The following is a 12,750-nucleotide window of genomic DNA, read 5'->3' as shown; positions in this document are numbered from 1 at the left end:
CGGCCCCGCCGTCTGCGAAATGAACCAGCAGGCCGTCCTGGACGTCGAAAGACGTCCAGGACGGCCTTTCGCATTTCTGACGGCCCAGACAATCATTCGCCAGCCCAGACGCGTGACAACGTAGGGAACCGCTCATCGTCGCCAGAAACACCACTCAAACAATAATATAAAAATTAATTAAAAATAAATAATTTTCAATCGAACGATATTGACTCGTTCTGCTACCCTCGCTATTGGATCGAGCGTCTTGACGATTTCTTGACGCGCGGGGGCAGGACTTTGACACCCGTTTAATGCGCTCCCGGATCTAATAACCAGTGTGAATCGTGGTCCTGGAGGAAATCAATGGACGTCGCATGGATCCTGGCCGTGATTGCCTTCTTCGGCGGCTGCAATCTGTCGATCGGGTTGCTCTCGTCCCTCGGGTCGGAGGATTCGCCATGAACTGGGTCCTCGTGGTGGCCTCGACAATGGTGTTGCTCCTGGCGGTCTACCTTTCGGTCGCCCTCTTGAAACCGGAGCGGTTCTCATGACATCCAGCTCGATCATTCAACTGGGGCTCTTCTTCCTGGCCCTGGCCCTTTGCGTCAAGCCGCTCGGACTTTTCATGGCCCGGGTCTACGAGGCGCGTCCCTCTTCGTCGGTGAGATTCTTCTCCACCCTCGAACGGATTGTTTACCGGTCGGCCGGGATCGACCCCGAAGCCGAGATGACCTGGCAGGAATACGCCAGGGCACTGCTCGCATTCAGCATGGTCGGAGTCCTGGCCGTCTACGCCTTTCAGCGGCTCCAGGCGTTCCTCCCACTGAACCCCGAGGGGTTCTCGGCCGTCTCTGCCGACTCGGCGTTCAACAGCGCCGTGAGCTTCGCCACCAACACGAACTGGCAGGGATATGGCGGCGAGTCAACCATGAGCTACCTCACCCAGATGGGCGCCCTGGGCGTCCAGAATTTCGTCTCGGCAGCGGCGGGCATGGCGGTCCTGGTGGCCTTGATCCGGGGCTTCGCCCGGCGGAACTCCCCGACCATCGGCAACTTCTGGGTCGACCTGACCCGAGGAGTCTTCTACATCCTCCTGCCGATCTCGTTCGTATTCGCCCTGGTGCTCGTCTCGGAAGGGGTCGTGCAGACGATCGCCCCCTATCCGAAGGCGACGCTCATGGAGCCGGCCCCGACCCCCGAGGGTGGGAGCCTGGCCAGTCAGACCATCGCGCTCGGCCCGGCGGCCTCGCAGGTGGCGATCAAGCAACTCGGCACCAACGGTGGCGGCTTCTTCAACGCGAACTCGGCGCACCCGCTGGAGAATCCGACTCCCCTGTCGAATCTCCTGCAAGTCGTGGCAATCTTGCTGATCCCCGCCGCTCTCTGCTTCACCTTCGGCGAGATGGTCGGCGACCGCAGGCAAGGCTGGGCGATCCTGGCCGCCATGACGGTCGTCCTGACCGCCACGCTCATACTGGCCCTCAACTCCGAATGTCGAGGGAACCCCGCCCTCGAAGCCATGGGGGTCGAGAAATCGTCGGGTGGCAACATGGAGGGCAAGGAGGTCCGATTCGGCGCCGCGAACTCGGCCCTCTGGGCGGTGGCGACGACGGCCGCCTCGAACGGGTCGGTCAATTCGATGCACGACTCTTACCTGCCGCTGGGCGGCCTGGCGGCGATGTGGCTCATGCAACTCGGTGAGGTGATCTTCGGCGGGGTCGGCTCCGGCCTCTACGGGATGCTCGCCTTCGCCGTCCTGGCGGTCTTCCTCGCCGGCTTGATGGTGGGGCGGACTCCGGAGTATCTGGGCAAGAAGATCGGGGCCTTCGAGATGAAGATGGCGTCGCTGGTCATCCTGCTCCCCTGCGGATCGGTCCTCCTGGGGACAGCCATCGCGGTCAGCTTGCCTGGAGGGCGGGCCGCGGTACTCAACCCCGGTCCTCACGGGTTCAGCGAGATCCTTTACGCCTTCTCGTCGGCGTCCAACAACAACGGGAGCGCCTTCGCGGGGCTCGGGGCCAATACCGTGTTCTACAACGGGCTGCTCGGGCTGGCGATGCTCATCGGACGGTTCGGCGTGATGATCCCCATCCTGGCGATGGCCGGCTCGCTCGCCTCCAAGCGGCATGTCCCGGTCGGCCCCGGGACCCTCCCGACCCACACCCCGCTCTTCATCGCCTTGTTGGTGGCCGTCGTGGTGGTTGTCGGGGCCTTGAGCTTCTTCCCGGCGCTGGCCCTGGGGCCGATCGTCGAACAACTCATGCTGAGATCCTGACTCACGGGAGATCCTGCTCGTGTCCACGCATATTGATCGAATCCAAAAGATCAACGTCACCGTGATCGCCGGGGCGATCCGTGCTTCGTTCCTGAAGCTGGACCCTCGATCGCAAGTCCGCAATCCCGTGATGTTCGCCGTCTATCTGGGGAGCATCCTCACGACCATCCTGTGGATTAACTCGATCGGCGCCACTTCCGGCGAATCTCCCCGATTCATCTTCGGGGTCGGCCTCTGGCTCTGGTTCACCGTCCTGTTCGCCAACTTCGCCGAGGCGATCGCCGAGGGGCATGGCAAGGCCCAGGCCGCGAGCCTTCGGAAGGCCCGGACTGAGGTGATCGCCAACCGGATCGGCGACCGTGCCAAGGGCGAGACCCGGGAAGTGTCGGCAACCGAGCTACTGGTGGGCGACCTGGTGATGGTGAAGGCGGGCGAGATCATCCCGGCCGACGGCGATGTCGTCGAAGGGGTAGCCTCGGTCGACGAGAGTGCCATCACCGGCGAGAGTGCCCCGGTCGTCCGGGAGAGCGGCGGAGACCGGAGTGCGGTGACCGGCGGCACCCGGGTCATTTCCGACTGGCTGATCGTCCGGGTCTCCACCCTGCCGGGCCAGAGCTTCCTGGACCGGATGATTGCGATGGTCGAGGGGGCCCAGCGTCGGAAGACGCCCAACGAGATCGCCCTCGCGATCCTGCTGGCGGCCCTGACGCTGGTCTTCCTGCTGGTGGTCGCCACCCTACTCCCATTCTCGGAATATAGCGTGGCCGTATCGGGCCAGGGGCGGCCGATCACCGTCACGGTGCTCGTGGCCCTCCTGGTTTGCCTGGCGCCCACGACGATCGGGGCGTTGCTCTCGGCCATCGGCATCGCCGGGATGAACCGACTGAGCCGGGCCAACGTCATCGCCATGTCCGGTCGGGCCGTCGAGGCGGCGGGGGACGTGGATGTGCTCCTGCTCGACAAGACCGGCACGATCACGCTGGGCAACCGGCAGGCGACCCGGTTCCATCCCGCCGATGGGTTCGACGAGCGGGAGCTGGCGGAGGCCGCCCAACTTGCCTCATTGGCCGACGAGACTCCCGAGGGGCGCAGCATCGCCGTCCTGGCCAAGGATCGCTTCGACCTCCGCGGTCATGACCTCGAACATGTCCATCCCGAATTCGTGGCCTTCTCGGCCCAGACCCGGATGAGCGGAGTCGACCTGGACGGTCGCGTGATCCGGAAGGGGGCGGCCGAGGCCGTCGAGATCCACATTCGACGACTGGGGGGGCACGTCCCGGACGGGCTCTGGTCGATCGTCCGGTCGATCGCCCAGTCGGGCGGCACGCCGCTGGTCGTCAGCCGGGATACCCGGGCTCTCGGGGTGATCGAGCTGAAGGACATCGTGAAGGGGGGGATCAAGGAGCGGTTCTCCGAACTCCGGAAGATGGGCATCAAGACCGTCATGATCACCGGGGACAACCCGCTCACGGCGGCGGCGATCGCGGCCGAGGCGGGCGTCGATGACTTCCTGGCCGAGGCGACCCCAGAGGCCAAGCTCGCGCTAATCCGCGAGTATCAGAGGGGGGGGCGACTGGTGGCGATGACCGGCGACGGGACCAATGACGCCCCCGCGCTCGCCCAGGCCGACGTTGCCGTGGCCATGAATACCGGGACCCAGGCGGCCAAGGAGGCGGGGAACATGGTCGACCTCGACTCCAATCCCACGAAACTCATCGAGATCGTCAATATCGGCAAGCAACTCCTGATGACCCGAGGAGCCTTGACGACGTTCAGTATCGCCAACGACGTGGCCAAGTACTTCGCCATCCTCCCGGCCGCCTTCGCGACGACCTACCCGGCCCTCAAGGGGCTCGACGTGATGGGATTATCGTCCCCCTCGAACGCGATCCTCGCGGCGGTCATCTTCAACGCCCTGATCATCATCGCCCTGGTCCCCCTGGCGCTCCGAGGGGTCCGCTATCGACCGGTCGGGGCGGCCCAGCTGCTCCGGGACAACTTGCTCGCCTACGGACTCGGGGGGCTGATCGTGCCGTTCGTCGGGATCAAAGTCATCGACCTGCTCCTTTCGTCCTTCGGGATCGCCTGAACGGATCGTAGACCCATGAGGACCATCCCATGAGAGAGTCACTCCGCGTTTCCTGCGTCGTCCTGCTCTTGATGACGATCTTGACGGGCCTGGTTTATCCGCTCGTCGTGACGGTACTCGCCCAGCTAATCTTCCCGGATCGGGCGAATGGAAGTCTGTTGGAGATCGACGGGAAGATCGTCGGATCATCGCTGATCGGCCAACCCTTCTCCAGGCCCGGATATTTCTGGGGACGCCCTTCGGCGACGGCCAGCGTCCCTTACAATGCCGCCTCCTCCGGCGGCTCGAACCTCGGCCCGCTTCACCCGGACCTGGCGAAGAACGTCCGATCACGGATCGATTCGATCAGGGAGCATGACCCGCGACTGGCAAACATCCCGGTGGACCTGGTGACGGCCTCGGGCAGCGGGCTCGATCCTCACATCAGCCCGGCCGCCGCCGAGGTCCAGGTGCGCCGGGTGGCCTCCGCGAGAGGTATCGATGAGAATCGGCTTCGACGACTCGTCGATCGTCATACCGAAGGCCGGCAATTCGGCCTGCTGGGAGAGCCCCGAGTCAACGTCCTCCAGCTCAACTTGGCCCTGGACGGTTCCCTCTCGCTCGAACAGGGAGCGAAGATCGAACGAGTCGAAACCTCGAAAGAATCCGAGCGACCATGACCCAGGAACGCCCCGACCCCGACGAATTGCTGGATCGAGTCCGGACCGAGGAGGCTCGGGAGCGACGAGGATCGCTGAAAATCTTCTTCGGCTATGCCGCCGGGGTCGGCAAGACGTTCTCCATGCTGGAGGCGGCTCGTCGAGCCGCCTCGGACGGTAAGGAGGTGGTCGTCGGATATGTCGAGCCCCACGGTCGGGCCGAGACCGAGGCCCTGCTGGAGGGACTGGAGGCGATCCCCCATCATTTGGTCGAATACCGGGGCGTTACCTTGAGGGAGTTCGACGTGGATGCGGGACTGGCCCGGAAGCCGGAACTGATCCTCGTCGATGAGCTGGCCCACTCCAACGCCGAGGGCTCGCGACACGGGAAACGCTGGCAGGACGTGGAGGAACTGCTCGAGGCGGGCATCAACGTCTGGACGACGCTCAACGTTCAGCACATCGACAGCCTGAACGACGTGATCGGCCGGATCACCGGGATCACGGTCCGGGAGACCGTGCCCGACCGGATCTTCGAGATGGCCGACGACCTGGAACTGGTGGACCTGACCCCCGAAGAACTGATCGACCGCCTGAGAGGCGGGAAGGTCTACGTCCCGGGCCAGGCCGATCGGGCCCTGGGCGGGTTCTTCCAGAAGTCGAACCTCGATGCCCTCCGGGAGTTCGCGCTTCGCGAGGCGGCCCGGAGAGTTCATACCGATGTGGAGTCGGCCAGGCGACTCCGCGCCGTCACCGAGCCCTGGCCATCGGGGGAGAAATTGCTCGTCTGCATCGGCCCGAGCCCCACCACCGCCCGGGTGCTCCGGACCGCCAAGCGAATGGCCACCGCGCTGGATGCCCCCTGGATCGCCGCGTCGGTCGAGCCATTCGGGATGGCGACCGATCCCGTCAGCAAGGGACGAGTCGCCGGACATTTACGCCTTGCCGAGCGACTCGGGGCCGAGACGGTTACTCTCTCGGGCGAGGGTATTGCGGCCACACTCCTGGAGTATGCCCGATCCCGGAATGTGACCAAGCTCTTCATCGGCAAGACCGAACAGCCGCGATGGCGACGGTTGCTCGTGGGATCCATCATCGACGAGGTCCTGGACCGGAGCGGGGACATCGACGTCTACGTGATCCGGGGCGAGGGCGAACTTCGCGGTGACGCCCCGCTCGGCAACTCGACCCCGACCAGCGACTGGGCACCCTACATCAAAGGAGGGGGGATCCTGGCGGTCGGGTGCCTCGTCTCCGCCCTCTTCGATCGGATGGGACTGAATGAGGCAAACCTCGTGATGGCGTTCCTCGCCGCCGTGGCCATCGTGGCGTCGCGGTATGGGAGCGGTCCGGCTAGCCTCGCGAGCGTCGCGGCGGTCCTGATCTTCGATTTCTTCTTCGTCCCGCCCAGGCACACCTTTGCCGTGGCCGACACCCAGTATGTGATCACGTTCGCCGTGATGATGGCCATCGCCTTACTCATCAGCAAATTGACGGCCCGACTCAAGGCGCAGGTCGTGAGCGGAAAGCTCCGGGAGCTTCGGCTGTCGGCCCTCTACGAGATGGGCAAGCAACTCACCTCGGTCTCGGGAGAGATGTTCCTGACGGCGGCCGCAGGTCGGAAGGTCTCTGAACTCTGCGACGGCGAAGTTATCATCTATTTGAGGGACCAGGGAGATGCCCCCAAGATTGCGTTCGGCCAGAAGACCTCCATCGCCCTCCATCCGGTGAGCGAGCCGACGGCCCGCTGGGTCATCGAGCACGACCGGATCGCCGGTGCGGGCACGGATACGCTGCCCAACGCCCCCGGCCTTTTCCTTCCGCTCGTGGCCTCGCAGAACACGGTGGGGGCGCTCGCGGTAAAGACCGAGCCCATCGACCGTCTACTGGAACCCGAGCAACGACGACTCCTGGAGGCTTGTTGCGGTCAGCTTGCCCTGGCCCTCGAACGCGATCGGATGTCGATTGCCGCCTCGGAGGCGCTCATCGAGGCCCAGACCGAGCAGGCCCGCAACGCACTCCTGAGCAGCGTCTCCCATGACCTGAGGACGCCCATGGCGGCGATCGCCGGGGCGAGCGGCAGCCTGCTACTCGACGGGGAGATCGACGAGGCGACCCGTCGTCAGCTCCTGGAATCGATCGCCGAGGAGTCGAATCGGCTCTCCCGGCTCCTGGAGAACATCCTCCAGATGTCGAAACTCGAGGTGACCGGATCGACGACCCAGAAGCAATGGAATATCCTGGAAGAGATCGTCGGATCGGCCCTGGGCCGCTGCCGTCGAGAACTCCAGGGCCACAACGTCGAGGTCCGGATGCCGCCGGACCTCCCGCTGATCCTGGTCGATGGACTGCTGCTGGAGCAAGTCTTCGTCAACATCCTGGAGAACGATGCAAGATACACGCCCCAGGGTACAAAAATCTCGATCGCGGCCATCCCCGACGGGAAGTGGCTGGTAATCTCCGTGGCCGATGACGGTCCCGGCTTGCCTCCCGGCGCCGAGGAAAGGATCTTTGACAAGTTTTACCGGGGCTCGGCCTCCGCGGACTCCGGGCGTGGTAGCGGCCTGGGCCTGGCCATTTGCCGGGCCGTAGTCGGTTCCCACGGGGGGACAATCCGTGCCTCGAATCGCCCCGGAGGAGGGGCCGAGTTTCTCATCCGTCTTCCGCTGCCGGATGACTCGCCCCGGGTCGAGGTGGGATAACCGCCAATTCTTCGTCCGACGGTCGGGGGGTGTCATCGCTCATGAAACCGGGAGATCATCTCGTCCTGATTATCGACGACGAATCGCCCATACGCCGTTTCTTGCGCGCCTCGCTGTCCGCCGAGGGTTACCGGATCGTCGAAGCCCAGTCCGGCGAGGAGGGCTTGAAGCTGGCGGCCCAGCAGCCGCCGGACCTGGTGATCCTAGACCTCGGCCTACCATCGATGGACGGCCAGGAGGTGCTCCGAAGACTCCGAGAGTGGCTCAGCGCCCCCATCCTGATCCTCTCGGCCAGGGACCAGGAGAGGGAGAAGGTCGAGGCCCTTGACGCCGGAGCGGATGACTACCTCACCAAGCCCTTCGGGGTGAGCGAACTCCTGGCGAGGATGCGCTCGGCCCTGCGCCATGGGAGTCGCTCCGACCTCGAGTCGTCCGTCCTGACGATCGGAGAACTCCGGGTGGACCTCGCGGCCCGCCTCGTCCTGCGACGCAACGAGCGCCTCCAGCTCACGCCCCTGGAATACAAGCTCCTGGTCACCCTCGTCAAGCACTCGGGGAAGGTGCTAACGCATCGCTTCTTGTTGAGAGAAGTCTGGGGACCTCATGCTTCGCAGGAGACTCATTACCTGCGGGTCTTCGTGGCAGGCCTGCGGAATAAGCTCGGAGATCCCCCGGCCCAGTCCCGCTACATCCAGACCGAGCAAGGGGTCGGGTATCGCTTCGCCGCAGAGTGAAAGGCCACCTAACTCGAGTCGGGTAGTCGCCAGTCAGACCAACACATCCCGAAATCGCCTCGGCCTGGTAGGCGTCGATGTAAATTCGAGGTTGTCGCGAACTCGACGAGCTTCCGAAATCGAAAGGAAGCCCTGAGCGAGGTGGCCATAACCCGAAGGGAATCCGGGAGGTTCATCTTCCGAAAACCTGCCGATTCGCAATAAATACCGAAGGTGGGACTTGAACCCACACGGGTGTTACCCCACCGGATTTTGAGTCCGGCGCGTCTGCCATTCCGCCACTTCGGCCTTACTGAACGATCGAGTTTACGAGAGTAAGTAATACTGTCAACCCCCGGGCAAAAAGTGGGTCGATCAGCCGGGCTGTAAATCCTTATCCAGGATGTATGTTCGGGGCTCATCGCAGGGTCGTTGCTCGACATATCCTCGTTCTTGGATAGGGGATTACTCGGCCAGATATCCTCGCAGCCTTCGAGCGAGCGTCGATGTCTCACCCTCGGAGAACGGATCGTCATGGCCGACGTCGACGGGCCCAAGTAAAAACTCGATTTCAGCCAAAGTCCATATTGCAATTGGCTCATGATGGATTCCGGGGTGGTGCCAGCAATTGGCCGATCAGGGCACCCAGTAGCCGCTTTCCTCTCGCCCGGATGTTGTGCACGAACTCGAAGAAACCCAGGTACAGCGGTAGGCTCTCCTGGGGGATTCCTCGGTGAGGCCGCAGCCACGAGCGGAGCAGCGACCAGAACCCTTCGAGCGTGTTGACATGGACCTCGCAGAAGCCATCGCCATCGTCGTCCCGGGCGAACTCGCCCGCCCCGTGGCAGACCGTCTTGTGGCCATAACCCCACTCCACCAGGCGGCCATAGATGTCGTATTCATCGGTGTAGACCAACGTCCCCTTGGCGATCATCCGATCGATCAGGGGCTTGATGGTCACCTGCTGGACGTTCTCCAGCATCCGGATCACGACCTCGCCTCCACGCTGCAACATCCCGAAGATCGGCGGCTTCTCCTTGGCCAGGGTGCCCCGACCTCGCTCGCCTCTCAGGCGTCGCCTTCGGGGGAGGCGGCCTTTTTTTTGACCGCCTCGGGATGACCCTTATGTCCGGCCACCACATAGACTTCGTCGCACTCGACCTCCCCCTCCAGCACGACCGGAGGACAACGGTCGACCATCCCCTGTCGGAGTCGCTGGATCATGGCTCGGGCATCATCCTTGTTGATGTCGAGTTCCTGGGCGATCTGCAATCCCGAGAGGTTCAGCCCCATCAGATAGAGGCAGGCGATCCAGGTCCTCAGCGGCAGGTGATGGCCGGCGAAGATGGTGTCGGTGAGGTCGTCGAAGCGTCGGCGGCAGCCCCGGCACTCGTAGCGTTGACGGAGTGGCTGAGTGTCGTCCTTGCCGTTCTTGATGACCGAGTCCCAGGAGCACTTGGGACAGGTCACGCCGTCAGGCCACCGCATGTCCCGGATGGTGTCGAAGCACTTGGCGTCGTCGAAGAGATCCTGGATGTTGACCATCGTGCGACGCCTCGGGGCGGGGAAGTCGGGATCAGCGGGGCGGACAGATCGCCCGACCGAGGAGACCGATTGTATCCACTGAGTGGCCCTTGCGGACCACCACCCCGGAATCCATCATGAGCCATTGCAATTTTAGATCAGCCTTCGCCCGATTTCTTTGCCTTCGGCTTCTCCGAAGCTTCGGGCTCGCGACTATCAGTGCTTTCAAACTTCTTCCGCTCGAGGGCATTGGGATCGAGATACTGGGTAGGGGTCAGGTCCGACGCTTTCGCGAAGCCCTTCGGGTTCGCGAGGAGATCGGACCGGCGGTAAATGATGCGACATTCCTTCAGCTTCAGGGTGTCCGACTGGCTATGGTGCTCCGAACGCCCAAGCTTGGCGACATTGACCAGGGCGGCGGGAAGTTGCGGCGACACCTCGGCGGTGTGGGTCCCTTCCGACTTCACCATTCGCTCGCCCTCGATCACCTCCTCGGCCCGGACGATCTCATGGCCTTGTGGGAAATGCTTCTCCATCAACTCCTCGGCCCGGCTTCGATAGTGAGTCGGCCACTCGTCGGTATTTTCTGGCAGCCCGATCACCCCGAAATCGCCATCCTGGTAAACATAGCGGACGTCATGCGTCATCGCGCATCCGGAAGTAAAGGTGATGATCAGCAAGGCCAAGATGGTGCGCATGGGATCCTCCATGCCGAGATCGCCCATGACTCCTCGGGCGACCCCTGAGCGAAAGCAAAGCCCGCGATCGCCATCCGGTTGGGTCGGCGGGTCTTCGTGGTTGTCGTGGAAATGTTTGCAATTCCGGGTGTGTGAGCGAAGAGGCTGCAAAGGTCGTGCCACCTCTTGAGGGTCCTCAGGAGGATCGCTTCGGTTTTAAGTGTCGCGTTCACTCCGGCCCGAGTCGCGGCGTCTTTTTCGATCCGTCCTCGCTCATTCAAGACCTCGGCTGGTCATGAGCCCGCCGGCAACAGCTCGAACACCCAGACCGGACGCGGTATTGCTTCCTCTCCCAGGTCCCAGTTCGAGCAGGTCACTCCCCAGCCCTCCGACTCCAGCGACTCCATCAGGCGAACGCTCATCGTCCGGAATGGGTCGGAGATCAGGATCCGGCCTCCCTCGGCGAGATTCGACCGGAAAATCCGGCGGAGGGCCGGGTGCAATTCGTCGACGTAGAGGATGTCAGCCCCAATAATCCAGTCGAACCGCCCGAGTTCGTCCCAGGTCGTCCACCCGGCCAACCGATATTCGATCTCCACGCCGTTCCTCTCCCCGTTTCGTCGACAAAGCTGGAGCGTCAGTTCGTCGTGATCGGTCTGCACCACCCCGGCCCCGATCGAGGCCGCGACGATTCCCGGCAGCCCGGTGCCCGCCCCCAGCTCCAGAACCTTCCGCCCGCGAAAGATATCCGGCCTGCTGGCGATCTCATGGGACAATGCGATGGATGAGGGCCAGAGGTTTACCCCATAGGGGAGTCGGTTGGTCTTCCGGACGATGGCGCGGGTTTCATCCTCCTGGCTCAGGACCGTGCCGGTGTGCAGGACCGTCCATTCGCTCCCACCCTGCCGAAGACGATAGTCGAAGAGGGGAAATTTCCCGCCGGAGGTCTCCAGTTCGTGGTCTGCAGGATCGCTCATCTCGGCCTCGGTTCGCCTGGGAAATGGTTAATGAGGGATCAAATGGGATGGGACTCGCCGAGGACTTGACGGATTTCCTATTCCTTGACTCGCGATGGAGGGCCCGAGCAAAGCCAAGGTCGGCCGAAGGTTTCGGTTGCCCGGATCAGGAACGAAGCGGATCCTCCGAGTATATAAATCTGGACTCCTCGACCAAGTCCGACGACGCTGAGAGTCCTGAGGCCACCGTTTCTCCTCCTGACTGGCCGCCCGGTCGGGGCCACGCCACGGCCTCCAACGACCGACGCCCGATTCGTCGTCTTGCCGGATGAGATCTCCGACATGAGTTTGCAACTCCAGTGGCTTCCGCTTGCCGAGCTGTTCGACTTCGTGGAAGACGTACTCGCCTGGGTCAAGGATCGAGACGGTTGTTACCGATGGGTCAATCGGGCTTTCCTGATCAATCTCACCCTGAACGATCGCCAAGGGTCGGACTCGGCCAGCCCGGAGGATGTCATCGGGAAGACGGATTACGACCTCTCCCCCGCATTTCTCGCCGATCAATTTCGCCTGGATGACGAATATGTACTGGCCGGCAACCGGATCGTAAACCGGATCGAGCAAGTTGGGCAGCCCGACGGCCTCACAGTCTGGAACATCACCAACAAGATCCCTCTCGTCGAAGTGGACGGGTCGATCGTCGGTACGGCCGGGCTGACTCGAAACCTGGACGCGACGCGACTCGGGCTGATGCCAGGCTCGGGATCTGGGTTCGAACCGGTCCTGGCTTATTTGCGAGATCATTATCACACGCACGTGACCAACCGACATCTGGCGAAGCTCGCCCACCTGTCCGTCCGGGCGTTCGAGCGGAGATTTCAGGCCTCCTTCCACCTGACTCCGCAGAAATATTTGCGGAAGTTGCGGATGCGAATGGCGAGCCGGGCGCTGGTTTACACGCCGAAGTCGATGGCGGACGTCGCGATCGGGTGCGGATTCTCGGACCAGAGCCACTTCACCCGAGAATTCCGCCGTCACTTCGGGAGGACGCCGCGCGAATATCGCGAGTTCTACACTCGCGGGGACTCTCACGCCGCTCCCATTACAAAACCTGCCGCAATCGAGCAATCTTCCGACAACTCGGGCCGGTATCGTAAGCCCATCTGAATGGGGTAGATGGTCGCCGAACTGAAG

Annotated in this window: 9 protein-coding genes, 1 tRNA gene and 1 pseudogene; 7 read left to right on the top strand and 4 right to left on the bottom strand. The window is 63.1% G+C overall.

The genetic code is table 11. The features are described 5' to 3' along the window. The first annotated feature begins 440 nt into the window (after positions 1-440). The 6 genes from P12x_RS04140 to P12x_RS04115 are packed head-to-tail and all read left to right on the top strand — an operon-like array spanning position 441 to position 8,420. A complete protein-coding gene (locus P12x_RS04140) occupies positions 441-533 on the top strand; it encodes a potassium-transporting ATPase subunit F (protein ID WP_435009570.1) in 93 nt (30 codons plus the stop codon). Then, complete coding sequence (gene kdpA / locus P12x_RS04135) at positions 530-2,257, top strand: potassium-transporting ATPase subunit KdpA (RefSeq protein ID WP_435009569.1); 1,728 nt, start codon at positions 530-532, stop codon at positions 2,255-2,257. Before P12x_RS04140 ends, kdpA begins: the two co-directional genes overlap by 4 nt. Positions 2,258-2,276: 19 nt before the next feature. Further along, positions 2,277-4,346, top strand: coding sequence for a potassium-transporting ATPase subunit KdpB (gene kdpB, locus P12x_RS04130; RefSeq protein ID WP_435009568.1), 2,070 nt, complete (start codon positions 2,277-2,279; stop codon positions 4,344-4,346). A 29-nt stretch (positions 4,347-4,375) separates the two neighbouring features. Then, entirely contained in the window at positions 4,376-5,005 is a 630-nt protein-coding gene (gene kdpC / locus P12x_RS04125; protein WP_435009567.1) for a potassium-transporting ATPase subunit KdpC, read from the top strand. Continuing rightward, positions 5,002-7,686, top strand: coding sequence for a DUF4118 domain-containing protein (locus P12x_RS04120; protein WP_435009566.1), 2,685 nt, complete (start codon positions 5,002-5,004; stop codon positions 7,684-7,686). The genes kdpC and P12x_RS04120 overlap by 4 nt, the downstream gene beginning before the upstream one ends. A 41-nt stretch (positions 7,687-7,727) precedes the next feature. Continuing rightward, positions 7,728-8,420 (top strand): response regulator, encoded by a 693-nt coding sequence (locus tag P12x_RS04115; protein WP_435009565.1) that lies wholly within the window; start codon positions 7,728-7,730, stop codon positions 8,418-8,420. 205 nt (positions 8,421-8,625) lie between these two features. On the opposite strand, the gene P12x_RS04110 is transcribed toward P12x_RS04115, so the two are convergent. The 4 genes and pseudogenes from P12x_RS04110 to P12x_RS04095 form a co-directional block, all read right to left on the bottom strand. Then, positions 8,626-8,708 (bottom strand) — tRNA-Leu (locus P12x_RS04110). Between the two features lie 289 nt (positions 8,709-8,997). Then, positions 8,998-9,944 (bottom strand): annotated as a pseudogene (locus tag P12x_RS04105) (IS1595 family transposase). A gap of 137 nt (positions 9,945-10,081) precedes the next feature. Next, positions 10,082-10,648, bottom strand: a complete 567-nt coding sequence (locus tag P12x_RS04100; protein WP_435009564.1) for a hypothetical protein — start codon at positions 10,646-10,648, stop codon at positions 10,082-10,084. A 245-nt stretch (positions 10,649-10,893) separates the two neighbouring features. Beyond that, positions 10,894-11,577 (bottom strand): class I SAM-dependent methyltransferase, encoded by a 684-nt coding sequence (locus P12x_RS04095; protein ID WP_435009563.1) that lies wholly within the window; start codon positions 11,575-11,577, stop codon positions 10,894-10,896. Between the two features lie 321 nt (positions 11,578-11,898). Between P12x_RS04095 and P12x_RS04090 the strand changes: the two genes are divergently transcribed. Further along, positions 11,899-12,723 carry a helix-turn-helix domain-containing protein gene (locus tag P12x_RS04090; RefSeq protein ID WP_435009561.1) on the top strand — a complete coding sequence of 275 codons (825 nt, stop codon included), beginning with the start codon at positions 11,899-11,901 and terminating at the stop codon, positions 12,721-12,723. Positions 12,724-12,750 lie beyond the last annotated feature (27 nt).

It is taken from the genome of Tundrisphaera lichenicola (assembly GCF_051175385.1).
Classification (GTDB): Bacteria; Planctomycetota; Planctomycetia; order Isosphaerales; family Isosphaeraceae; genus Tundrisphaera; species Tundrisphaera lichenicola.
Note: the sequence above shows the minus strand (reverse complement) of the source record. Positions and strands in the feature narration are given on the sequence as shown.

Coding starts and splice junctions, on each gene's coding strand:
- P12x_RS04140 (WP_435009570.1), top strand. CDS start 441: ATGAACTGGGTCCTCGTGGTGGCCTCGACAATGGTGTTGCTCCTGGCG.
- kdpA (WP_435009569.1), top strand. CDS start 530: ATGACATCCAGCTCGATCATTCAACTGGGGCTCTTCTTCCTGGCCCTG.
- kdpC (WP_435009567.1), top strand. CDS start 4,376: ATGAGAGAGTCACTCCGCGTTTCCTGCGTCGTCCTGCTCTTGATGACG.
- P12x_RS04120 (WP_435009566.1), top strand. CDS start 5,002: ATGACCCAGGAACGCCCCGACCCCGACGAATTGCTGGATCGAGTCCGG.
- P12x_RS04115 (WP_435009565.1), top strand. CDS start 7,728: ATGAAACCGGGAGATCATCTCGTCCTGATTATCGACGACGAATCGCCC.
- P12x_RS04100 (WP_435009564.1), bottom strand. CDS start 10,648: ATGGGCGATCTCGGCATGGAGGATCCCATGCGCACCATCTTGGCCTTG.
- P12x_RS04095 (WP_435009563.1), bottom strand. CDS start 11,577: ATGAGCGATCCTGCAGACCACGAACTGGAGACCTCCGGCGGGAAATTT.
- P12x_RS04090 (WP_435009561.1), top strand. CDS start 11,899: ATGAGTTTGCAACTCCAGTGGCTTCCGCTTGCCGAGCTGTTCGACTTC.